The 22,849-nt window shown below is 59.8% G+C and carries 18 protein-coding genes; 4 read left to right on the top strand and 14 right to left on the bottom strand.

Annotation, left to right across the window (positions count from 1 at the left end; translation table 11 throughout):
* Positions 1 to 124 precede the first annotated feature (124 nt).
* The 7 genes from lpdA to sdhC form a co-directional block, all read right to left on the bottom strand.
* Positions 125 to 1,561: a dihydrolipoyl dehydrogenase gene (gene lpdA, locus HX821_RS00105; RefSeq protein WP_003210568.1), complete on the bottom strand. Its 1,437-nt coding sequence runs from the start codon at positions 1,559 to 1,561 to the stop codon at positions 125 to 127.
* 95 nt (positions 1,562 to 1,656) lie between these two features.
* Complete coding sequence (gene odhB, locus HX821_RS00110; protein ID WP_008434003.1) at positions 1,657 to 2,889, bottom strand: 2-oxoglutarate dehydrogenase complex dihydrolipoyllysine-residue succinyltransferase; 1,233 nt, start codon at positions 2,887 to 2,889, stop codon at positions 1,657 to 1,659.
* A gap of 44 nt (positions 2,890 to 2,933) precedes the next feature.
* Positions 2,934 to 5,765: a 2-oxoglutarate dehydrogenase E1 component gene (locus tag HX821_RS00115; protein ID WP_177035105.1), complete on the bottom strand. Its 2,832-nt coding sequence runs from the start codon at positions 5,763 to 5,765 to the stop codon at positions 2,934 to 2,936.
* 262 nt (positions 5,766 to 6,027) lie between these two features.
* Positions 6,028 to 6,732, bottom strand: a complete 705-nt coding sequence (locus HX821_RS00120; RefSeq protein ID WP_003210571.1) for a succinate dehydrogenase iron-sulfur subunit — start codon at positions 6,730 to 6,732, stop codon at positions 6,028 to 6,030.
* Between the two features lie 11 nt (positions 6,733 to 6,743).
* Positions 6,744 to 8,519 carry a succinate dehydrogenase flavoprotein subunit gene (sdhA, locus tag HX821_RS00125; protein WP_003210572.1) on the bottom strand — a complete coding sequence of 592 codons (1,776 nt, stop codon included), beginning with the start codon at positions 8,517 to 8,519 and terminating at the stop codon, positions 6,744 to 6,746.
* A 3-nt stretch (positions 8,520 to 8,522) separates the two neighbouring features.
* Positions 8,523 to 8,891: a succinate dehydrogenase, hydrophobic membrane anchor protein gene (sdhD, locus tag HX821_RS00130; protein WP_003210573.1), complete on the bottom strand. Its 369-nt coding sequence runs from the start codon at positions 8,889 to 8,891 to the stop codon at positions 8,523 to 8,525.
* The gene (sdhC, locus tag HX821_RS00135; protein ID WP_008433998.1) at positions 8,885 to 9,259 is read right to left on the bottom strand and encodes a succinate dehydrogenase, cytochrome b556 subunit; all 375 of its coding nucleotides are present in this window, start codon (positions 9,257 to 9,259) and stop codon (positions 8,885 to 8,887) included. The genes sdhD and sdhC overlap by 7 nt, the downstream gene beginning before the upstream one ends.
* A 363-nt stretch (positions 9,260 to 9,622) precedes the next feature.
* Between sdhC and gltA the strand changes: the two genes are divergently transcribed.
* Entirely contained in the window at positions 9,623 to 10,912 is a 1,290-nt protein-coding gene (gene gltA / locus HX821_RS00140) for a citrate synthase (RefSeq protein ID WP_177035106.1), read from the top strand.
* A 161-nt stretch (positions 10,913 to 11,073) separates the two neighbouring features.
* Here gltA and HX821_RS00145 read toward each other — a convergent pair whose 3' ends face one another.
* The 3 genes from HX821_RS00145 to HX821_RS00155 form a co-directional block, all read right to left on the bottom strand.
* Entirely contained in the window at positions 11,074 to 12,732 is a 1,659-nt protein-coding gene (locus tag HX821_RS00145; RefSeq protein ID WP_003210576.1) for a cation acetate symporter, read from the bottom strand.
* Positions 12,729 to 13,040, bottom strand: coding sequence for a DUF485 domain-containing protein (locus tag HX821_RS00150; RefSeq protein WP_003210577.1), 312 nt, complete (start codon positions 13,038 to 13,040; stop codon positions 12,729 to 12,731). The genes HX821_RS00145 and HX821_RS00150 overlap by 4 nt, the downstream gene beginning before the upstream one ends.
* Before the next feature lie 238 nt (positions 13,041 to 13,278).
* On the bottom strand, positions 13,279 to 14,130 hold the full coding sequence (locus HX821_RS00155; protein ID WP_008433997.1) for a glycine betaine ABC transporter substrate-binding protein: 852 nt from the start codon (positions 14,128 to 14,130) through the stop codon (positions 13,279 to 13,281).
* 330 nt (positions 14,131 to 14,460) lie between these two features.
* Here HX821_RS00155 and HX821_RS00160 point away from each other — a divergent pair, with 330 nt between their 5' ends.
* Positions 14,461 to 16,014 (top strand): glycosyl hydrolase family 17 protein, encoded by a 1,554-nt coding sequence (locus tag HX821_RS00160; RefSeq protein WP_177035107.1) that lies wholly within the window; start codon positions 14,461 to 14,463, stop codon positions 16,012 to 16,014.
* Between the two features lie 98 nt (positions 16,015 to 16,112).
* Here HX821_RS00160 and HX821_RS00165 read toward each other — a convergent pair whose 3' ends face one another.
* Positions 16,113 to 16,481 carry a hypothetical protein gene (locus HX821_RS00165; protein ID WP_003210580.1) on the bottom strand — a complete coding sequence of 123 codons (369 nt, stop codon included), beginning with the start codon at positions 16,479 to 16,481 and terminating at the stop codon, positions 16,113 to 16,115.
* A 236-nt stretch (positions 16,482 to 16,717) separates the two neighbouring features.
* Here HX821_RS00165 and HX821_RS00170 point away from each other — a divergent pair, with 236 nt between their 5' ends.
* Both HX821_RS00170 and HX821_RS00175 read left to right on the top strand, forming a co-directional pair.
* A complete protein-coding gene (locus tag HX821_RS00170) occupies positions 16,718 to 18,016 on the top strand; it encodes a serine/threonine protein kinase (protein WP_177035108.1) in 1,299 nt (432 codons plus the stop codon).
* On the top strand, positions 18,009 to 18,797 hold the full coding sequence (locus tag HX821_RS00175) for a VacJ family lipoprotein (protein WP_003210582.1): 789 nt from the start codon (positions 18,009 to 18,011) through the stop codon (positions 18,795 to 18,797). The genes HX821_RS00170 and HX821_RS00175 overlap by 8 nt, the downstream gene beginning before the upstream one ends.
* 30 nt (positions 18,798 to 18,827) lie before the next feature.
* Here HX821_RS00175 and HX821_RS00180 read toward each other — a convergent pair whose 3' ends face one another.
* The 3 genes from HX821_RS00180 to HX821_RS00190 form a co-directional block, all read right to left on the bottom strand.
* Positions 18,828 to 20,819: an FUSC family protein gene (locus HX821_RS00180; protein ID WP_177035109.1), complete on the bottom strand. Its 1,992-nt coding sequence runs from the start codon at positions 20,817 to 20,819 to the stop codon at positions 18,828 to 18,830.
* Positions 20,820 to 20,890: 71 nt separating this feature from the next.
* Positions 20,891 to 21,874, bottom strand: coding sequence for a GlxA family transcriptional regulator (locus HX821_RS00185; RefSeq protein WP_134327091.1), 984 nt, complete (start codon positions 21,872 to 21,874; stop codon positions 20,891 to 20,893).
* 34 nt (positions 21,875 to 21,908) lie between these two features.
* Positions 21,909 to 22,814, bottom strand: coding sequence for a DUF808 domain-containing protein (locus HX821_RS00190; protein WP_177008362.1), 906 nt, complete (start codon positions 22,812 to 22,814; stop codon positions 21,909 to 21,911).
* Positions 22,815 to 22,849: the final 35 nt, after the last annotated feature.

Raw genomic sequence — 22,849 nt, forward strand, 5'->3', positions numbered from 1 at the left:
AACCACCAAAGGCCTGAACCCTGGGTGGTGAAACTGCGCAAGACTGCGTCCAGCGGATATTCCGCGGTGAGTCTTGCGCACAAGGCTCACGACGGGCAACCGCCGTGGTTTCTTATTATCTCGCTTAGCGCTTCTTCTTGTTGGCGATGTGGATGGCATGGCCATTCACTGCCAACGCGGCTTCGTGCAGCGCTTCGGACAGGGTCGGATGGGAGAAAACCATCATGCCGATGTCTTCGGCGCTGGTGCCGAATTCCATACCGATTGCGCCTTGCTGAACCAGTTCTGCTGCGCCTGGGCCGATCACATGGACGCCCAATACGCGGTCAGTCTTGGCATCAGCGATGACTTTGACAAAACCACCGGTGTCGTTGGCTGCCATGGCACGGCCAGAAGCGGCAAACGGGAAGGTGCCGACGTTAACTTCAACGCCTTCAGCTTTCAACTGCTGTTCGTTCTTGCCGACCCATGCAATTTCCGGGTGGGTGTAGATAACAGACGGGATCAGGTCGTAGTTCATCTGGGTCTTGTGACCCTTGATGCGCTCGACAACCATGATGCCTTCTTCGGAAGCCTTGTGCGCCAGCATCATGCCGCGAACCACGTCGCCAATGGCGTAGACGCCCGGCACGGTGGTAGCGCAGTGATCGTCAACGTGGATGAAACCACGCTCGTCGATGTTCACGCCGCTGTCGGAAGCCAGCAGGTCAGTGGTCACCGGACGGCGACCAACGGCTACGATCAGCTTGTCGAAAGTGATGGTCTGTTCGCCATCCTTGTCGGTGTAGGTCACGACAACTTCTTCGCCGTTAACCTTGGAACCGGTAACACGAGCGCCCAGCTTGATGTCCAGACCTTGTTTGGTCAGGGTTTTCAGCGCTTCTTTGGACACTGCGGTGTCGGCAGCCAGCAGGAACGTGTCCAGGGCTTCCAGCACGGTCACTTCGGAACCCAGGCGGGACCAGACCGAACCCAGTTCCAGGCCGATCACGCCAGCGCCGATCACGCCCAGACGTTTTGGAACCGCTTGGAATTCCAGGGCGCCGGTCGAATCAACGATCACGTTCTGGTCGACCGGAGCCGGTGGAATGTCGATTGGACGCGAACCTGGAGCCAGGATCACGTTCTCGGCTTCGATGATTTCGGTCGAACCGTCAGGCTTGGTGATTTCAACTTTCTTGCCGGCCAGCAGTTTGCCGTGGCCTTGCAGGGAAGTAACGCCGTTGGCCTTGAACAGGGTAGCAACGCCGGAAGTCAGGCCTTTAACGATGTTGGCCTTGCGGCCGACCATCGCTGGCACGTCCATGGTCACGCCAGCGTGGTTGATGCCGTGGATGGCAAAACCGTCTTGCGCTTCGTGGAATTTCCAGGAGCTGTCCAGCAGCGCCTTGGAAGGAATGCAGCCAACGTTCAGGCAAGTACCGCCCAGCGCCAGTTTGCCTTCCTTGTCGGTGTATTTTTCGATGCAAGCAGTCGAGAGGCCCAGTTGTGCGGCCTTGATGGCGGCAACGTAGCCGCCAGGGCCTGCGCCAATCACTACAACGTCAAATTTCTGCGACATGAAAAAAAATCCTCTTTAGCTAAAAGCTTCAAGCCGTGAGCCGCACTCCGGCCTGCCTCGCGGCAGACCGGGTGGTACGGCGCACCGCCGCTTTATCAGATATCCAGCAGCAGACGAGCCGGGTCTTCCAGCAGGTTCTTGATGGTCACCAGGAAAGTCACGGCTTCTTTACCATCGATCAGGCGGTGATCGTACGACAGCGCCAGGTACATCATCGGGCGGATAACCACTTGGCCGTTGATCGCCATAGGACGCTGCAGAATGTTGTGCATGCCCAGGATCGCAGCTTGTGGCGGGTTGACGATCGGAGTCGACATCATCGAACCGAAAGTACCACCGTTGGTGATGGTGAAGGTACCACCGGTCATCTCGTCGATGGTCAGTTTGCCGTCACGGGCCTTCTTGCCGAAGTTGGCGATGCCGCCTTCGATTTCAGCCAGGCTCATCAGCTCGGCGTTACGCAGAACCGGTACCACCAGGCCACGGTCGCTGGAGACGGCAACGCCGACGTCAGCATAACCGTGGTAAACGATGTCGCCGCCGTCGATGGAAGCGTTGACTGCCGGGAAGCGTTTCAGCGCTTCGGTGGCCGCTTTCACGAAGAACGACATGAAGCCCAGGCGTACGCCGTTGTGGGACTTCTCGAACAGGTCCTTGTACTTCGAACGCAGGGCCATGACTTCGGTCATGTCGACTTCGTTGAAAGTAGTCAGCATCGCCATGTTCGACTGTGCTTCAACCAGGCGCTTGGCCACGGTGGCACGCACGCGGGTCATCGGTACGCGCTTCTCGGTGCGGTCGCCAGCGGCGAACACAGGAGCAGCGGCAGCCGGGGCGGCAGCCTTGGCAGGCGCAGCAGCTGGAGCGTTTTTCTTGGCTTCAACGGCGGCAACCACGTCTTCCTTGGTCACACGGCCATCTTTGCCGGTGCCCTTGATGGACGCCAGGTTGATACCGTTTTCGTCAGCCAGCTGACGCGCAGCCGGTGCAGCGATTGGATCTTCGCCACCCGCAGCCGGTGCAGCAGCTGGAGCTGCGGCAGCAGCCGGTGCCGCAGCGGCGGCAGGAGCAGGAGCAGCGGCAGCAGCACCGCCCTCTTCGATCGAGCCCAGTACCTGGTTCGACAGGACGGTAGCGCCTTCTTCGGCAACGATTGCGCCCAGCACGCCGTCAGCTTCAGCCAACACTTCGAGCACGACCTTGTCGGTTTCGATGTCGACGATCAGGTCGTCACGCTTGACGGCCTCGCCTGGTTTCTTGTGCCAGGTGGCAACGGTGCCATCGGCAACCGATTCCGGGAATGACGGGGCTTTGATTTCGATAGCCATTATCTGTGGGTCCTTAAAATTCGGTTTCAGTCAGCGCGAAGGCGTTAAACAGTGAAAGCATCTTGCAGCAGTTTTTCCTGCTGTTCGGCGTGCATCGACGCATAACCACACGCAGGTGCAGCAGAAGCATCACGACCGGCGTACTCCAGGCCCAGTGCCTGTTTGTGATTGCCGATGCTGCGACGCAGATGATGCTGGCTGCTGTACCACGCGCCCTGGTTCATCGGTTCTTCCTGACACCACACCACATTGGTGAGGTTGGTGTAAGGCGCGATGGCCTCCATCAGGTCGTCTTCCGGGAACGGGTAAAGCTGCTCGATCCGCACGATGGCGATGTCTTCGCGGCCTTCGGCACGGCGTTTTTCCAGCAAATCGTAGTAAACCTTGCCGCTGCACAGGATCAGGCGAGTGACCTTGGCCGCGTCGAGGGTGTCGATTTCTGAAATAACGGTCTGGAACGAACCATCCGCCAGATCTTCCAGGGTCGAGATGGCCAATTTATGACGCAGCAGCGATTTCGGCGTCAGCACTACCAGCGGCTTGCGCAGCGGGCGGATCACCTGACGACGCAGCAAGTGGTAGATCTGAGCCGGGGTAGTCGGCACGCACACCTGGATGTTGTGCTCGGCGCACAATTGCAGGTAACGCTCCAGACGGGCCGAGGAGTGCTCCGGACCCTGACCTTCATAACCGTGTGGCAGCAGCATGGTCAGACCGCACAGACGGCCCCACTTGTGCTCGCCGCTGGTGATGAACTGGTCGATAACCACCTGGGCACCGTTGGCGAAGTCGCCGAACTGGGCTTCCCAGATCACCAGCGCCTGAGGCGTGGTGGTCGAGTAACCGTATTCGAACGCCAGTACGGCTTCTTCGGACAGGAACGAATCGTACAGGTCGAAACGTGGCTGGCCTTCGTACAGGTTCTGCAACGGGATGTAGGTGCCCGCGTCTTTCTGGTTGTGCAACACAGCGTGACGGTGCGAGAACGTACCGCGGCCGATGTCCTGGCCAGTCATGCGGATCGGGTGACCTTCGAACGCCAGGGTCGCGTACGCCATGGTTTCAGCGTAACCCCAGTTGATCGGCAGGCCGCCGGCTTGCATCTTCTGACGGTCTTCGTAGATCTTCGCAACCTGGCGCTGTACGACGAAACCGTCTGGGATTTCCAGCAGCTTGGCCGACAGTTCCTGCAGGGTCTTCAGATCGAACGAGGTGTCGTGACGCGCAGTCCAGGCGTGGCCCAGGTACGGACGCCAGTCAACGAACAACTCTTTGTTCGGCTCTTTAACCAGGCTTTTCACGACATGCAGGCCGTTGTCCAGCGCGTTGCGGTATTCATCGATCTTCGCCTGAACACGTGCATCGTCCACCACGCCGGCCTTGATCAGGCTATCGGCATACAGCTCACGGGTGGTGCGCTGCTTGGTGATTTGCTGGTACATCAACGGTTGGGTGCCGCTAGGCTCATCCGCTTCGTTGTGACCGCGACGACGGTAGCAGACCAGGTCGATGACCACGTCACGCTTGAACTGCATGCGGTAATCGATGGCCAACTGGGTCACGAACAACACGGCTTCCGGATCATCACCATTCACATGGAGGATCGGCGCCTGGATCATCTTGGCAACGTCGGTCGCGTACTCGGTAGAGCGTGCGTCCAGCGGGTTGCTGATGGTGAAGCCCACCTGGTTGTTGATGACGATGTGAACGGTACCGCCGGTCTTGAAGCCGCGAGTCTGCGACATCTGGAACGTTTCCAGGACCACGCCCTGACCGGCGAACGCCGCGTCACCGTGGATGGAAATCGGCAGGACCTTCTCACCGGTGGAATCGTTACGACGATCCTGGCGCGCACGTACCGACCCCTCGACCACTGGAGAAACGATCTCCAGGTGGGATGGGTTGAACGCCATGGCCAGGTGAACTTCACCGCCGGTGGTCATTACGTTGGACGAGAAGCCCTGGTGATATTTAACGTCACCGGAACCCAGCTCGACCTTCTTCTTGCCTTCGAACTCGTCGAACAGCTCGCGCGGGTTCTTGCCGAAGGTGTTGACCAGCACGTTCAAACGGCCACGGTGGGCCATGCCGATCACGATTTCCTTGGTGCCGTAGGAACCGGAACGCTGGATCAGCTCGTCGAGCATCGGGATCAGGCTTTCGCCGCCTTCCAGGCCGAAACGCTTGGTGCCCGGGTATTTGGTGCCCAGGTATTTTTCCAGGCCTTCCGCTGCAGTGACGCGCTCGAGCAAGTGGCTCTTGACGTCCGCAGACAGCACCGGGCGACCACGCACGCCTTCAAGGCGGTGCTGGAACCAGTGGCGCTGCTCGGAATCAGTGATGTGCGTAAATTCGGCACCGATGGTGCGGCAATATGTCTGCTGCAACGCTTCGTGAATTTCGCGTAGGCTCGCTTCCTCTTTGCCGATGAACAGGTCGCCGGCACGGAAGGTCGTATCAAGATCGGCATTGGTCAAGCCGTAATGATTGATCGACAGGTCTGCAGGTGCAGGACGCTGCCACAGCCCCAGCGGGTCAAGCTGGGCTGCCTGGTGGCCACGCATACGGTAGGCCTGGATCAGTCGCAGTACTTCAACTTGCTTCTTCTCGTGCTCACTGCTCACGCTTGCGGCAGAAACCGGCTGGGCGCGGCGCTGGTTCTTTGCCAGCAGCACGAACTGATCGCGAATTGTTGCGTGCGATAAATCGGTGGCAGCGTTGCCGTCTGAAGACAACGTCTGAAATTTGGTGCGCCATTCTTCTGGCACAGCGTTAGGGTCGTGCAGGTAGAGCTCATAAAGCTCTTCCACATAGGCAGCGTTACCACCTGAAAGATAGCCGCTGTTCCACATGCGCTGCATCACGCTTTCTTGCATGCTTGGTCACCCTCGATTTGGGGACACCACCGGCGAAAACACCGAGTTTGCTTGCAAAAGGCCAAGTGCAGCGACCAAAACAAGCCACTTAGGATCACGCTGATAGTTCGGGTACCAACCCGAATGCCCCTGCTTGTCTCATTTCTTCAAAATAAGAGCCGCGTCTTTGTAAGTCGCTGCTCAAGTTAAAACTACGGCGCCGGTTGAAGCCTGCGCCGTAGCATCTACGGGCACAACGGTCCTGCTTTTACTACAACGTCGGTTACACGCCGCTTTGCAGCAGCATGCTACGTACGTGACCAATGGCCTTAGTCGGGTTCAGGCCTTTGGGACATACGTTGACGCAGTTCATGATCCCGCGGCAGCGGAATACGCTGAACGGGTCATCCAGCGAAGCCAGACGCTCGGCAGTCTTGGTGTCACGGCTGTCTGCCAGGAAGCGGTACGCTTGCAGCAGGGCAGCTGGGCCCAGGAACTTGTCGGGGTTCCACCAGAAGGACGGGCAGGAAGTCGAGCAGCAAGCGCACAGGATGCACTCGTACAGACCGTCCAGCTTCTCGCGCTCTTCCGGAGTCTGCAGACGCTCGATGGCGGGAGCCGGCGTGTCGTTCTGCAGGAATGGCTTAACCTTCTCGTATTGCTTGTAGAAGATGCTCATATCGACGACCAGGTCACGGATAACCGGCAAACCTGGCAGCGGACGAACAACCAACTTGTTGCCTTTCACCACGGAAGACAGCGGCGTGATGCACGCCAGGCCGTTCTTGCCGTTGATGTTCATGCCGTCGGAGCCGCAGACACCTTCACGGCAAGAGCGACGATAGGAGAAACCCTCGTCCTGCTCTTTAACCAGGGCCAGCACGTCCAGCACCATCAGGTCCTTACCACCGGTATCGACCTGGAATTCCTGCATGAACGGCGCAGCGTCCTGATCAGGGTTGTAGCGATAAACACTGACTTTCAACATGGCAGCCACCCTTAGTAAGTCCGAATCTTCGGTTCAAACGTCGGAACCGTCTTCGGCGAGAAGTTCACGGCACGCTTGGTTACGCGCTTGTCACCCGGGAAGTACAGGGTGTGGCACAACCAGTTTTCGTCGTCGCGGTCTTCATAGTCTTCACGAGCGTGAGCACCACGGGATTCTTTACGAACCTCGGCGGCGATCGCAGTCGCTTCAGCCACTTCCAGCAGGTTTTGCAGCTCAAGGGCTTCGATTCGAGCGGTGTTGAACGCCTGGCTCTTGTCGTTGATCTTGACGTTGGCAATGCGCGTACGCAGGTCAGCCAGCTGGGCGATACCTTTCTGCATGTATTCGCCGGTACGGAACACACCGAAGTAGTTCTGCATGCAGCTTTGCAGCTCTTTGCGCAGGGAGGCGACGTCTTCGCCATCGGTACGCGAGTTCAGGCCATCCAGACGTGCCAGGGCAGCGTCGATGTCGGACTGGCGTGGACGCGCGTAATCAACGCCTTCCTTCAGGGTCTGTTCCAGGAACAGGCCGGCGGCGCGACCGAATACCACCAGGTCGAGCAGCGAGTTGCCACCCAGGCGGTTGGCACCGTGAACCGATACGCACGCCACTTCACCTACCGCGAACAGACCAGGGATGATCTGGTCAACGCCGTCGGCGTCCTGGGTGATCGCCTGGCCATGAATGTTGGTGGCAACGCCGCCCATCATATAGTGGCAAGTTGGAACAACCGGGATCGGCGCAACAGCCGGGTCAACGTGGGCAAAGGTCTTGGACAGCTCCATGATGCCTGGCAGACGGCTGTGCAGCACTTCTTCACCGAGGTGATCGAGCTTCAGCATCACGTGGTCGCCATCGGGACCACAGCCGTTACCGGCGATGATCTCTTTAACCATGGAACGGGCTACAACGTCACGACCGGCAAGGTCTTTGGCGTTCGGAGCATAACGCTCCATGAAGCGCTCGCCGTTCTTGTTGATCAGGTAACCACCTTCACCACGGCAACCTTCTGTAACCAGTACACCGGCGCCGGCGATGCCGGTCGGGTGGAACTGCCACATTTCGATGTCTTGTACCGGAACGCCTGCACGCAGGGCCATGCCGATACCGTCACCGGTGTTGATCAGGGCGTTGGTAGTCGAAGAGTAGATACGGCCTGCACCGCCGGTCGCCAATACGGTGGCGTTAGCCCGCACGTACGAGGTTTCGCCGGTTTCAATGCAGATAACGATCATGCCTACAAAGGCACCGTCTTCGTTCTTCACCAGGTCGACGCCGTAGTATTCGTTGAGGAATACGGTGCCGGCCTTCAGGTTGGCCTGGTACAGGGTGTGCAACAGCGCGTGACCGGTACGGTCGGCTGCGGCACAGGTACGAGCGGCCTGGCCACCCTTACCGAAGTCTTTCGACTGACCGCCGAACGGACGCTGGTAGATGCGACCCTGTTCGGTACGGGAGAACGGCAGACCCATGTGTTCCAGCTCGAAGACCGCTTCCGGGCCTACGGAGCACATGTATTCGATAGCGTCCTGGTCACCGATATAGTCGGAACCCTTGACGGTATCGTACATGTGCCAGCGCCAGTCATCGTTTGGATCGGCGGAGGCGATGGCGCACGTGATGCCACCCTGGGCCGAAACGGTGTGGGAACGGGTCGGGAACACCTTGGTGATCACGGCAGTCTTGTGACCGCCCTGGGCCAGTTGCAGCGCAGCGCGCATGCCGGCACCGCCGCCGCCAATGATGATGGCGTCGAATGAAAGCGTATTAACTGTGTTAGCCATGAATCAGATACCCCAAAGAATCTGCACACCCCAGACGAAGTAAGCGAACATCGCGACGCCGCATACTGCCTGGAAGAGAAACCGTACTGCTGTCGCGGACTTGCCCAGCGCCATCGGCGTCAGGTAGTCGGTCGCGATGGTCCACATGCCAACCCAGGCGTGAGCGCCCAGGGCTACAAGGGCCAGCAGACTGAAGATGCGCATCCCGTTGTGAGCGAACAGGCCGTGCCATTGGGCGTAGCCAATGCCAGGGTTCGCCGCGAGGTACCCGATCAGGAAGATGAAATAAGCCGCGAGAACAACCGCAGACACACGTTGCGCCATCCAGTCATAGAGGCCCGAACGCGACAGGTTCGTAACGCTGGTTACCATATCCAAACTCCCGCCAGAACGATCAGCACCACGGAAATGGCGATGACGATTTTCGAGCCCAGCTTGCCGCCTTCCAGCGTCTCACCGATACCCATGTCCATGATCAAGTGGCGAATACCGGCCACAAGGTGATAAAGCAGAGCGGACAGGAGGCCCCAGGCGACGAATTTGGCCAGCGGACTGGTCAAGCATGCCTTCACCTCGGCGTACCCTTCTTCCGAACCCAGGGATTTGCTCAATGCATAAAGCATGATGCCCAGGCCAAGAAACAGGATGATGCCGGATACACGGTGCAGGAACGACGTTACGCCGGTGATGGGGAGTTTGATGGTCCTTAGGTCTAGGTTTACAGGTCGTTGGCTATTCACGGCTTTTTTTCACACTGAAGAGCCCCTAACAATCAGGGCAAAGTTGTTGGGGAGTGCACTGGTCAGGTAACCACCACCCAGGGAGTGCGACCCCCATCAAAACGGGCCCAAAAGCCCCTGGCGGTCGGAGGCCGAGTATAGACAGTTAGGCAACTAATGACAACGCGCACTCCTCACCCTAATAGCGCATTGCGCTGGCGGCATAAAAGGCGTAAACGGCAGGTAATTTCGAGGAAAAAGTACGGTTAAAGCCTTCTGGAGCAAGACTTTAGGCAAATTGACATCTGAATTTATCTCACTATAGTGGTGCGGGCCCTGCGTGGGGGGTCTGTCTGATGATTTGAAGCATAAATAGGAGGCCACATGGCTGACAAAAAAGCGCAGTTGATCATCGAGGGCGCAGCCCCCGTCGAGCTGCCCATTTTAACCGGCACCGTTGGTCCCGATGTTATCGACGTACGGGGCCTGACGGCCACGGGCCGTTTTACATTCGACCCAGGCTTCATGTCGACCGCCTCATGCGAGTCGAAGATCACCTATATCGACGGTGATAACGGTATCTTGCTGCACCGCGGCTACCCGATCGAACAGCTTGCTGAACGGTCGGACTACCTGGAAACCTGCTACCTGCTGCTTAATGGCGAATTGCCAACAGCTGAGCAAAAGGCCCAGTTTGTCAGCACCGTAAAGAACCACACCATGGTTCACGAGCAGTTGAAGACCTTCTTCAACGGCTTCCGTCGCGACGCCCACCCGATGGCCGTCATGTGCGGCGTAGTCGGCGCCCTGTCGGCCTTCTATCACGACTCCCTGGACATCAATAACCCGCAGCATCGCGAAATCTCCGCGATCCGCCTGGTTGCCAAGATGCCGACCCTGGCCGCAATGGTTTACAAGTACTCCATGGGTCAACCCATGATGTACCCGCGCAACGACCTGACGTACGCGGAAAACTTCTTGCACATGATGTTCAACACCCCGTGCGAGATCAAACCGATCAGCCCGGTGCTGGCCGCCGCGATGGACAAGATCTTCATCCTCCACGCCGACCACGAACAGAACGCCTCGACCTCTACCGTGCGCCTGGCGGGCTCTTCGGGTGCCAACCCGTTCGCCTGTATCGCCGCCGGTATCGCCGCACTGTGGGGCCCTGCCCACGGCGGTGCGAACGAAGCCGTATTGACCATGCTCGATGAAATCGGCGATGTCTCGAACATCGACAAGTTCATCGCCAAGGCCAAGGACAAGAACGATCCGTTCAAGTTGATGGGCTTCGGTCACCGGGTCTACAAGAACCGCGACCCGCGCGCCACCGTAATGAAGAAGACCTGCGACGAAGTGTTGAAGGAACTGGGCATCAAGAACGATCCGCAACTCGAACTGGCCATGCGCCTGGAAGAGATCGCCCTGACCGACCCGTACTTCATCGAGCGCTCGCTGTACCCGAACGTCGACTTCTACTCGGGGATCATCCTCAAGGCGATCGGCATTCCAACCAGCATGTTCACCGTGATCTTCGCCCTGGCGCGGACCGTGGGCTGGATCTCCCACTGGAAAGAAATGCTCTCCAGCCCGTACAAGATTGGCCGTCCGCGCCAGCTGTACACTGGCTACGAGTCGCGTGACATCACCAAGCTGGAAGACCGCAAGTAAGCTGATCGCTACTTGGCTACACCGAAAACGGCCTCCTTTGATAGGGAGGCCGTTTTTATTTGTGCCGGATTTGAGAAACAGTTTTGTCGTATTCGTTACCAATAAAGGCAAAAAAAGCCCCGATCTCACGACCGGGGCATTTTTTTGTAACTGTTACGGGCTTAGTGGCTAACCGCCCCACTCGCCCCCAGGCCAGTCTGCGAACGCACAAACTGCGGGAAGTACAGCGCACGTTCCTTCTCTGCCGCCGCCGACTTGTCGGTGATGGAGAAGAACCAGATGCCGATGAACGCAATGATCATCGAGAACAGCGCCGGGTACTCGTAAGGGAAGATCGCCTTCTCATGGTGCAGGATCGAGACCCAGATGGTTGGGCCGAGGATCATCAGGCCAACGGCACTGATCAAGCCCAGCCAGCCACCAATCATCGCACCGCGGGTGGTGAGGTTTTTCCAGTACATGGAAAGCAGCAGCACCGGGAAGTTACAGCTGGCCGCAATGGAGAACGCCAGGCCCACCATGAACGCGATGTTCTGGCTTTCAAACAGGATGCCCAAGCCAATCGCCAGTACTGCCAGGGCGATGGTGGTGATCTTCGATACGCGAATCTCATCCTTCTCGTTGGCCTTGCCTTTCTTGATCACGCTGGCGTACAGGTCATGGGACACCGCCGAAGCACCCGCGAGGGTCAAACCGGCAACCACTGCCAGGATGGTGGCAAACGCCACGGCCGAGATGAAGCCCAGGAAGATACTGCCGCCCACCGCGTTGGCCAGGTGCACCGCCGCCATGTTGTTACCGCCGAGCAAGGCACCTGCAGCATCCTTGAACGCCGGGTTGGTGCTGACCAGCAGGATCGCGCCGAAGCCGATGATGAAGGTCAGGATATAGAAGTAGCCGATGAAGCCAGTGGCATACAGCACGCTCTTGCGAGCTTCCTTTGCGTCACTCACAGTGAAGAAGCGCATCAGGATGTGCGGCAGGCCGGCGGTACCGAACATCAGTGCCAGGCCGAGGGAGAACGCCGAAATCGGGTCTTTCACCAGGCCGCCCGGGCTCATGATCGCTTCACCTTTAGGGTGAACCTTGATCGCCTCGGCAAACAGCATGTTGAAGTCGAAGTTGACGTGTTTCATCACCATCAACGCCATGAACGAGGCACCGGACAGCAACAGCACTGCCTTGATGATCTGCACCCAGGTGGTCGCCAGCATGCCGCCGAACAACACATAGAGGCACATCAGGATGCCTACCAGGATCACCGCGACGTGATAATCCAGGCCGAACAGCAGCTGGATCAGCTTGCCCGCGCCAACCATCTGCGCGATCAGGTAGAACGCCACCACCACCAAAGAGCCGCAGGCCGACAGGCTGCGGATCTGGGTTTGCCCCAGGCGATAGGACGCCACGTCGGCAAAGGTGTATTTGCCCAGGTTACGCAGGCGCTCGGCGATCAGGAACAGAATGATCGGCCAGCCCACCAGGAAGCCGATCGAGTAGATCAGGCCGTCGTAGCCGGAGGTGAACACCAGCGCGGAAATCCCCAGGAAGGAGGCTGCCGACATGTAGTCACCGGCAATCGCCAGACCGTTCTGGAACCCGGTGATCTTGCCGCCGGCCGCATAGTAGTCGGCCGCCGACTTGTTGCGCTTGGACGCCCAGTAGGTGATGCACAAGGTCGCGCCGACGAAGGCCACGAACATCAGGATCGCTGCGATATTCAGCGGTTGTTTATGCACTTCGCCGGTCAGTGCATCGGCCGCCCAAACGGCAGGTGCAAAGGCCGAAGCGCCGAGTACAGCCAATAGACGACGGATCATTGCGCAGCCTCCTTGAGAATCGCATTGTTCAAGTCGTCGAATTCGCCGTTGGCGCGTCGTACATAGATGCCGGTGAGGACGAAGGCCGACACAATCAGCCCGACCCCGATCGGGATCCCCCACGTGATGGACGAACCGGGGCTGATCTTGGCCCCCAGTATTTGCGGCCCATAGGCAATCAGAAGAATGAAAGCGGAGTAAAGCCCAAGCATGATTGCCGAGAGAATCCAGGCGAATCTTTCCCTTTTACTAACCAGCTCCTTGAAACGCGGGCTGTTTTGAATCGAGAGGTAAATGCTGTCGTTCATTGTTTTTATCCTCGCAGCACAGCTTTTTATTATTGGAACATATCCACTGTATGCGGCTGAGGAACAGGTTCCAGACGACCTTAGTAGTAGAAGGAGTGTAGCGAGGGATATTGAAGGCGCAGGAATAATTGCGGGGGCGAAATAATGTGGGAGCCGGGCTGCCCGCGATGGGATCACCTCGATACATCATGTGCACCGAGGCGTCTGCATCGCAGGCAAGCCAGCTCCCACAAGAGACTTACTTAGCAGTCCACTCGGCGACGCGCTCAGGGTGCTTGGCCACCCAGTCCTTGGCCGCCGCTTCAGGCTTGGCGCCCTCCTGGATCGCCAGCATGACTTCGCCGATTTCATCCTTGGAGGCCCACTGGAATTTCTTCAGGAACGCCACGACTTCCGGGGCTTTCTTTTCCAGGCCTTTGCTGCCGATGCTGTTGACGGTCTCAGCAGCACCATAAATTCCTTTTGGGTCGTCCAGGAAACGCAGTTTCCACTTGGCGAACATCCAGTGTGGCACCCAGCCGGTGACCGCAATGGATTCCTGTTTGTCTTCGGCACGGGTCAACTCGGCGATCATCGCCGCGCCCGAACTGGCTTGCAGCTTGTAGTCCAGGCCATAGGCCTTGATTGCTTCGTCGGTCTTGAGCATCACACCTGAACCGGCGTCGATACCCACGATCTTGTTCTTGAAGGTGGTGTCGGTCTTGAGGTCTTCGATGGATTTGGCTTTCACGTACTCAGGCACGATCAGGCCGATCTTGGCGTCCTTGAAGTTGGGGCCGTAGTCGACCACCTTGTCCTTGTTCTTGGCCCAGTATTCACCGTGGGTCACCGGCAACCAGGCGGAGAGCATGGCATCGAGTTTGCCGGTGGCCACGCCTTGCCACATGATCCCGGTGGCGACCGCTTGCAGTTTCACGTCATAACCGAGCTTTTGCTTGATCACTTCTGCCGCCACGTGGGTGGTGGCGACACTGTCCGACCAGCCATCCACATAGCCGATGCTCAGGGTTTTGCTGTCGGCGCTGGCCAGTGTGGAGCTCATCGCAACTACCAGAGTGGCAGCTGCGCCCAAGAGTCGTCGCATCTTCATAGTGCTTCCCCGAAAGTGCTGCGCCCGGCGGATGCCGAGCGACGTCAACCTGTTGTTATGTGGTGCACCGCGCCCCCTTCACGCGCATCGATCACGTGGGTGCCTCATCAGTGGAGGGCTGACACTTCGATCATCAACCTGCTGCCACAAGCGACCTGCTCTGACTGCGACCTCAGGTAAGCAAGAAACGACATCACATCGCCAGCAGGATGATTTGTAGGACATTCACCGACGATCCCGCCCGAACTTTGCATGTCAAAATTATGCGGCCCCACTGGGACGGCTCAAATCCGGGTAAGATGCGCGCCTTTGCCCCCAGACGGCCTGATCATGCCCGCGACTGCACGTTTCCCGCTCCTGCCCTATTTATTTGCCCTGATCCTCGGTGTGCTGGCCCTCGGCGGCTATTGGTACGGCCTTGGCCAACCGGTGGTGCTGCCGGACGTGGCCAGCGCCAGCCACAAGCTGCAATGTGCGTCCTACACGCCCTTCGACAAAGACCAGTCGCCGTTCGACCAGCCGTTCAAACTGCGCCCCGAGCGCATGGACGCCGACCTGGCGTTGCTGGCCACCCGTTTCGAATGCATTCGCACCTACTCCCAGACCGGCCTTGAAGACTTGCCGGCACTGGCGCGCAAACACGGCCTGAAGCTGATGAGCGGCGCATGGGTCAGCAGTGATCCGGTGGCCACCGCCAAGGAAGTCGAGGCACTGATCGCTTCGGCCAATGCCAACCCCGACGTCGTCACCTCGGTGATCGTCGGCAACGAAACCCTGCTGCGCAAGGAAGTCACCGCCGGGCAGTTGGTCAAGTTGATCCATCACGTCAAGGACCATATCAAGCAACCGGTCACCTATGCCGATGTGTGGGAGTTCTGGCTGCAACACCCGGAAATCGCCCCGGCCGTGGACTTCCTGACCATCCACCTGCTGCCTTACTGGGAAGATGACCCCTCGGGCATCGACCAGGCGCTCAAGCACGTGGGCGATGTGCGCCAGACCTTCGGCAACAAGTTCGCCCCCAAGGACGTGATGATCGGCGAGACCGGCTGGCCGAGCGAAGGCCGCCAGCGGGAAACGGCGGTGCCGAGCCGGGTCAACGAAGCGAAATTCATGCGCGGGTTCGTGGCCATGGCCGAAGCCAATGGCTGGCACTACAACCTGATCGAAGCCTTTGACCAGCCGTGGAAACGTGCCAGTGAAGGGGCGGTGGGGGGTTACTGGGGCCTGTTTGATGCGGACCGCCAGGACAAGGGCGTGCTCGCCGGCCCGGTGACCAATGTGCCGTACTGGCCGCTGTGGCTGGGGGTTGGCGGGATTATCCTGCTGGGCACGCTGCTGCTGGGTGGCCGCGTGCGCACGGCCCGGGCTGCGTTGTTGTTGCCATTGCTGGGCGCCGTGGCGGCCTGCTCGATCGGCACCTGGGCCGAGTTGAACCGGGTCACCGCGCGCTTCACGGATGAGTGGGTGTGGGCTGGATTGCTGGTGGCCTTGAACCTTGCGGTACTGGCTCACGCGGCCCTGGCGATGAGTGCGCGAGAAGGTTGGCGCGAACGCGCCTTCAACTGGCTGGAGCAGCGCGCTGGCTGGCTGGTGGCAATCGCCGGGTTTGCCGGTGCGGTCATGATGCTGGCGCTGGTATTTGACCCGCGTTACCGCAGCTTCCCGAGTGCCGCGCTGGTGCTGCCGGCGCTGGTGTACCTGGTGCGTCCGGTGAGCGGGCTGCGGCGGGAGATTGCGTTGCTGGCGTTCATCATCGGTGCCGGCATTGCGCCGCAGTTGTTCCGTGAAGGGTTGATGAACCAGCAGGCGTGGGGTTGGGCGGTGGTGAGCCTGCTCATGGTTGCAGCATTGTGGCGTTGCTTGCGGGTGCGCAAGGCTTAAGACCGCTTTCGCGAGCAAGCCCGCTCCCACACTCGACCGCATTCCAAGGGATGTACTCGGTCAAATGTGGGAGCGGGCTTGCTCGCGAAGAGGCCCTGTCAGGCAACGCGAGGCTTACGGACCAACCGCAACCCCGCAATCACCACCGCAAACACCGCAAAGGTCGTGTTGTACAACGCCAACGCCGGAAACCCGAACACCAGCGCCAACACCGCCAAACCCCACCCGGCCCGGCCCGGCACGAAAAACGCCAGCACCGCCGTGACCAGCGCCGCCCAGCCCAGCACCTTGAAGTGAATCATCAACCCCAGGTTGGAACGCACCTGGCATTCCCAGCGGCTGGCTTCGTCAGCGCAAATGCCCACCCAACGGCCATCCTCCATGAATCCGTAACGCGCGCCATAACTGGCGGCCAGCCAAAGCGGCAGGGCAATAAGCAACAGGATCAGCGGAAAACGGCGGGACATGGGGCACTCCGATAGGCGAAAACGGCGCCCAGCTTAATCCCCCGGTGGCCGTTGGCAAGTTTTGCAAACAGATAAGTGTTCATTAAGGCGTGCCAAAGTGTATCGTCTCGCTACTATTACCCCGATTCCGACGTTTTTTCCGACTTTTAGTGCCGAAGGCTGGCACTTCGGCAGCAACGCGGTGGTCATAGCCTGCGAACTCCACTTCAGCACGTTTTCCTCTTAGGGATTTAGTCATGCTCCGTTCCTTGCGCTGTGCGGCCCTGTTGGGCAGCCTTTTTCTGAGTGCGTCAGCACTGGCGGTCGATATCGACCAGGCCAGCTATGGCTACCCTTTGACCAACCCGTTTGAAGCGACCATCGCCACTACCCCGCCGAACCTGCGGCCGGAACTGCCATTGGACGATCAAATCAATCAGTCCGACTACACCCTGACGATGCGTCCCGAGCGCGAGTTCAGCCTGCCTGACAACTTCTGGGCGGTGAAGAAACTCACCTACCGCATCGCCAAGCAGGACCGTGCCGCACCGCTGATCTTCCTGATCGCCGGCACCGGCGCACGCTTTGACAGCACCATCAACGAATACCTGAAAAAGCTCTACTACAAGGCCGGTTACCACGTCGTCCAGCTGTCGTCCCCCACCAGCTTCGACTTCATCGCCGCCGCCTCGCGCTTCGCCACTCCCGGCATCAGCCAGGAAGACGCCGAAGACATGTACCGCGTGATGCAGGCCGTACGCGCGCAAAACCCGACGCTGCCCGTGACCGACTTCTACCTCACCGGCTACAGCCTCGGCGCCCTCGACGCAGCCTTTGTCAGCAAGCTGGATGAAACCCGTCGCAGCTTCAACTTCAAGAAAGTCCTGCTGCTGAACCCGCCGGTCAACCTCTATACCTCGATCACCAACCTCGACAAGCTGGTGCAGACCGAGGTCAAGGGCATCAACAACAGCACCACCTTCTATGAGCTGGTGTTGAACAAGCTGACCCGCTACTTCCAGCAAAAGGGCTACATCGACCTCAACGATGCCCTGCTCTACGACTTCCAGAACTCCAAGGAACACCTGACCAACGAACAGATGGCGATGCTGATCGGCACCTCGTTCCGCTTCTCGGCGGCCGACATTGCCTTCACCTCGGACCTGATCAACCGTCGCGGCCTGATCATCCCGCCCAAGTACCCGATCAGCGAAGGCACCAGCCTCACGCCGTTCCTCAAGCGTGCGCTGCAGTGCGACTTCGACTGCTACCTCACCGAACAGGTGATCCCGATGTGGCGCGCCCGTTCCGACGGCGGCAGCCTGCTGCAACTGGTTGACCAGGTCAGCCTGTATGCCCTCAAGGACTACCTGCACGACAGCCCGAAAATCGCCGTCATGCACAACGCCGACGACGTGATCCTGGGCCCTGGCGACCTTGGCTTCCTGCGTAAAACCTTCGGCGATCGCTTGACCGTCTACCCCCTGGGCGGCCATTGCGGCAACCTCAACTACCGCGTCAACGCCGACGCCATGCTGGAGTTCTTCCGTGGCTAAATATCTTCTGCTGCTCGCCGCCCTGATGTGCGCGGGCGTGGCCAATGCCGACAACAGCAAGGCCCACACGCCGACCGTAGTGGACTCCGACGGCTTCAAGGAGCCCCTGAGCCACCTCAAGTTCAACCCTGGCCTGGACCAGCGTGAGTTCGAGCGCTCGTCGGTCAACGCGCTGAATGTCTACGACCCGCTGGAGTCGTGGAACCGCCGGGTCTACCACTTCAACTACCGCTTCGACCAGTGGGTGTTCCTGCCCGTGGTGGACGGTTACCGCTATGTCACCCCGAGCTTCCTGCGTACCGGCGTCAGCAACTTCTTCAACAACCTCGGGGATGTACCCAACCTGCTGAACAGCCTGCTGCAGCTCAAGGGCCATCGTTCCCTGGAAACCACCGGGCGCCTGCTGCTCAACACCACCATCGGCATCGCCGGCCTGTGGGACCCGGCTACCGCCATGGGCCTGCCGCGCCAGAGCGAAGACTTCGGCCAGACCCTGGGCTTCTACGGTGTACCGGGCGGCGCCTACCTGGTGCTGCCGCTGTTTGGTCCGTCGAACCTGCGGGATACCACCGGCCTGCTGGTGGACTACGGCGCCGAGACCGAGATCAACTTCCTGAACGTGTCCAAGGTCAGCGAAAACCACCCGGAAATCTGGGCCCTGCGCGCCGTCGACAAGCGCTACCAGACCAGCTTCCGCTACGGCCAGATGAACTCGCCGTTCGAGTATGAAAAGGTGCGCTACGTGTACACCGAGGCGCGCAAGTTGCAGATCGCCGAGTAATGCCCCGTGTAGGCGCTGGCTTGCCAGCGCCTACACCCCCCGCCGACACCACTTACGCCACGTAAACCGCAGTTGCAGCACGGCCGCCCTGGCCATTTCCCGATCCTGCTCCGCCAATCCCGAAGGCTGTTCAAGCGCTTCAAGCATCGCAACGCTGGCCGCATCCATCAGCGACTCATTCGCCACGCTCGGTCCACCCTCCTCCAACACCGACTCCAATGCCCGCAAATAGCGATCGCGCTCAATCGCCAACGCACCCCGGCTGTCCGCCAGGCAGGCGCGCAACTCCAGCAACTCATCCCCCAGGTCCAGCCCCAGCAATCCGTTATCCCAGTGGACACGGCGATCGGCAGGCAAGGTTTCGCTGTAGCGCGACAGGCGAATCAGCCGGTCCGCCATGCGCCCGCCAAACCAGCTTTCAGCCTGCTCCAGGGGACGGGAAGTCAATTGCGCCAGGTCGAACAGCGACGCCTTGAACATCCGCCGATAGTGATGCTCGCCGGGATTGAGCTGGATCAGCCGAAACACCACCACGGCAATCCCGACCCCCACCAGCGTCGCGATGGCCTTGTTGAGGAACGCGGCGAAGTCATAGGTCATCACATTGCTGGGCCCGACGTTGTTGACGAAAAAGATGCAGAACGCCGAGGCCGTGGCCGCCAGCTTGAGGCGGCTCATGCACAACGAGGCGAAAAACAGCGGCACTCCCAACGCCAGGCATAACAAGGGAAAGCCATCGAAGCCGGGCAACAGCACGAAGCACACAAAACCGGCCACCGGGATCGACAGCGCTATGCCCTTGAGGAAGTTAAGGCTGGAAGCCGACGGGTTTTCCCGCGCTGCAAACAGGCTCAACACCACGCCACAAATCGATACCGCGCCCAAACCCGAAGGCCATGCCGTAAAGATCCAGAACGCCGCGACCGCCAGAAACGCCAACGCACTGCGCAGCCCGCCAAGCACCCCCTGCTCGATATCCCGGTGCCAGGACATCGCCCCCGGTGCGCCGGGCGGCACCCTGCCCTGCTCGACCGCCGACAGCGTCAATGCACCCAGCTCAATCAAGCGCAACACCTGCGCCAGTTGCACCAGGCAAAAGTGCGCCTCCTGGCCAAGCTGCGGATCCTGCAACGCCAGGCCAAGCCGTTGTGACAACTCGGGCAGTTCATCAAGACGCTCCTGCTGCAACGCCGAAGCCACCGCTTCAATCAGTGGCCCGACCGCCGCCGTTTCATCGAGCATCATCCGCTGGCGCGCCACGCCCCGCGCCGCCCGCAGCAGGCTAAGCAGATCACGGCTGAGCACCCGCAAGGCCTGGGAGCGGCGCCGGCCCTTGGGCCCTTCAAACCAGGCATGGTCGCGCTGGCTGTCCACCGCCACCAGGCGGCTCAATGCTTCGAGCAAGCCTTTACGCTGGTCGGTACCCAACAGCTCCGAAGCGGCAGCCCGCACCCCGGCCTGCCAGGCGGCGCGCGCCTGAACCGCCAGCACCTGCTCGACCCGGCGCGGCCACAGAATCGTACTGGCGATGGAGGCACAAAGAATCCCCAGGCTGATCTCCTGGCAGCGTGCCACCGCCTCATCGAACACTCCCAGCGGTGCCGCCGTAGCGGGTAGCGCAATAATCGCCGTGGTGTACCCCGCCAGCACAAACCCATAGGACGCATGATTGCGCAGCAAGGATGCCCCCGTGGTGCAGAACGCCAGCCACAGCGCCATGCACAGCAGGAACAGCAGCGGCGCCTGGCCAAACACGCCGATCATCGCAATGGAAACCATGGCCCCGACAAACGTACCCACCAGCCGATAGGCGCCTTTGGCCAGGACCATGCCGCTGGTGGACTGGCCCACGATAAATACGGTGGTCAGGGCCCATTGCGGTTGCTGCAAGTCAAAACAGAAGGCCAGGTACAACGCGACCCCGCCGGCGATCATGTTGCGCAAGGCAAACAGCAGATCGCTACGGGACGGGGTCAACGTCGCCTGCCAGAAATCAGGGAGCTGGAAGGTGGAGGATTTCATTAAACCCACATATAGATAGCAAGCTAATGATTAGCATCGTATCTATATTTGTGGCGAATGCCAATCTCAGGCTATTTGACCAGGCGCTTTTCCTTGGATGGCCTGTAGCCAAAGTAGGCGCTGTAGCACTTGCTGAAATGGCTCGGCGAGACAAACCCGCAGGCCACCAGCACGTCCACCTGGGACAGCTCGGTGTGTTGCAGCAGCCGACGGGCCTCGGTGATGCGCAGTTCCAGGTAATAACGCTGGGGCGTGGTGCCAAGCTGCTCCTTGAACAAACGCTCCAACTGGCGTCGGGAACGGCCCGCATAAACGGCCAGTTGCTCAAGCTCCAGAGGCTCTTCGAGGTTGGCGTCCATCAGGTTGACCACCTCGCGCAGGGGCGCGCTCAAGCACACGTTTTCCGTGGGTTTCACCCGCCGGTAGCGCGACTCCTCAAACGCCAGGATGTCCTCGATCCCCTCCACAAGCGCTTTGCCGTACAGCCCCTTGATCCAGTCCAGCGCCATATGAAACGCACCGGAAGGGCTCGATGCCGTCAGCCGGTCGCGATCAATCACATAGGGTTCGCTGCTGACCTGCGTCGCCTTGCAGAAATCAGCGAGGGCCGGGCGATGTTCCGGGTGCACGGCGCAGCGGTAGCCGCCCAGCAATCCCGCACGCCCCAGGAACCACGCACCATTCCACAAACCGGCCAGGCTCACACCCTGCTCCGAGGCGCTTTTCAGCAGGTGGATAAACTCCTCCGCAGCCTTCAGTTCAGTGCGATAGCCACCGCATATCACCAATAGGTCCAACTCTTTAAGCACCGAAGACTCAAGCCGCGCATCGGGCCGGATCACCAGCCCCAGGTCACTGATCACCTCGCCTTCCCGCAAGCCGAAGGTCGAGGTAGAAAAAGAAGCGGGCCGCAGCAGGTTGGCGGTGATCAGCGTATCCAGCGCCTGGGTAAACGCCGGCAGCGAGAAATGTTCGAGCAACACAAATCCCGCACGCACCGTCTGACGGGCCTCGCCGGGATTTTCATTCAGATAACGGAGGTTCTTGCCTTTCATGCCTCCGCTGAATTGCCGTCGCTCGATCAAATGCCTATGCCCTCACACGCTTCCAGAGGTTACCCACCACGCTGACCACCGCCAACACCACGGCCCCGGCAATGATCCCCGCCACGGCATTGAGCAACGTCGGCATCAACCACGCCAGGCCGCCAGTACTCTGGCTCACGGTCTCGATCCAGTGATGCACCACCGGCACACCATGGGTCAGGATGCCACCGCCGACCATGAACATCGCCGCCGTACCGATCACCGACAGGCTTTTCATCATGTACGGCGCCGCCCGCAGGATCGCCCCGCCGATGCTGCGCGCCGCCTGGCCGGGCTTCTGGGTGAGCCACAGGCCCAGGTCATCGAGTTTGACGATACCGGCCACCAAGCCGTAGACGCCGATGGTCATGACGATGGCGATACCCGACAACACGATCACTTGCTGCATCAGCGGTGCATCGGCCACGGTACCGAGGGTGATGGCGATGATTTCGGCGGAGAGGATGAAGTCGGTACGGATCGCGCCCTTGATCTTGTCCTTCTCGAAGGCCACCAGGTCCGTGGCCGGATCCGCCACGGCTTCCACCAGGTGCGCCTGCTCTTCGGTGCGTTTGTGGAAGAAGCTATGGGCGAGTTTTTCGAAACCTTCAAAACACAGGTAAGCGCCGCCCAGCATCAACAACGGCGTGACCGCCCACGGCGCAAACGCGCTGATCAGCAACGCAGCCGGCACCAAAATCAGCTTGTTGACGAACGAGCCCTTGGCCACCGCCCACACCACCGGAATTTCCCGCTCGGCGCGCACCCCGGAGACTTGCTGGGCATTCAGCGCCAGGTCGTCCCCCAGCACGCCGGCGGTTTTCTTCGCAGCCATCTTGGTCATCAACGCCACATCGTCGAGCACCGCGGCGATGTCGTCGATCAATACCAGCAAACTGCTTCCTGCCATGGCTCGGGCTTCCCGTGATTCAAAGTGCGCCGAGA

This window comes from Pseudomonas sp. B6001 (assembly GCF_013386015.1).
Classification (GTDB): domain Bacteria; phylum Pseudomonadota; class Gammaproteobacteria; order Pseudomonadales; family Pseudomonadaceae; genus Aquipseudomonas.

Bases quoted from the DNA above. Each gene is read 5' to 3' on its own strand.
- gltA (WP_177035106.1), top strand. From the start codon at position 9,623: ATGGCTGACAAAAAAGCGCAGTTGATCATCGAGGGCGCAGCCCCCGTC.
- HX821_RS00180 (WP_177035109.1), bottom strand. From the start codon at position 20,819: ATGAAATCCTCCACCTTCCAGCTCCCTGATTTCTGGCAGGCGACGTTG.
- HX821_RS00160 (WP_177035107.1), top strand. From the start codon at position 14,461: ATGCCCGCGACTGCACGTTTCCCGCTCCTGCCCTATTTATTTGCCCTG.
- HX821_RS00170 (WP_177035108.1), top strand. From the start codon at position 16,718: ATGCTCCGTTCCTTGCGCTGTGCGGCCCTGTTGGGCAGCCTTTTTCTG.
- lpdA (WP_003210568.1), bottom strand. From the start codon at position 1,561: ATGTCGCAGAAATTTGACGTTGTAGTGATTGGCGCAGGCCCTGGCGGC.
- HX821_RS00115 (WP_177035105.1), bottom strand. From the start codon at position 5,765: ATGCAAGAAAGCGTGATGCAGCGCATGTGGAACAGCGGCTATCTTTCA.
- HX821_RS00145 (WP_003210576.1), bottom strand. From the start codon at position 12,732: ATGATCCGTCGTCTATTGGCTGTACTCGGCGCTTCGGCCTTTGCACCT.
- HX821_RS00190 (WP_177008362.1), bottom strand. From the start codon at position 22,814: ATGGCAGGAAGCAGTTTGCTGGTATTGATCGACGACATCGCCGCGGTG.
- odhB (WP_008434003.1), bottom strand. From the start codon at position 2,889: ATGGCTATCGAAATCAAAGCCCCGTCATTCCCGGAATCGGTTGCCGAT.
- HX821_RS00155 (WP_008433997.1), bottom strand. From the start codon at position 14,130: ATGAAGATGCGACGACTCTTGGGCGCAGCTGCCACTCTGGTAGTTGCG.
- HX821_RS00165 (WP_003210580.1), bottom strand. From the start codon at position 16,481: ATGTCCCGCCGTTTTCCGCTGATCCTGTTGCTTATTGCCCTGCCGCTT.
- sdhA (WP_003210572.1), bottom strand. From the start codon at position 8,519: ATGGCTAACACAGTTAATACGCTTTCATTCGACGCCATCATCATTGGC.
- HX821_RS00150 (WP_003210577.1), bottom strand. From the start codon at position 13,040: ATGAACGACAGCATTTACCTCTCGATTCAAAACAGCCCGCGTTTCAAG.
- sdhD (WP_003210573.1), bottom strand. From the start codon at position 8,891: ATGGTAACCAGCGTTACGAACCTGTCGCGTTCGGGCCTCTATGACTGG.
- HX821_RS00120 (WP_003210571.1), bottom strand. From the start codon at position 6,732: ATGTTGAAAGTCAGTGTTTATCGCTACAACCCTGATCAGGACGCTGCG.
- HX821_RS00185 (WP_134327091.1), bottom strand. From the start codon at position 21,874: ATGAAAGGCAAGAACCTCCGTTATCTGAATGAAAATCCCGGCGAGGCC.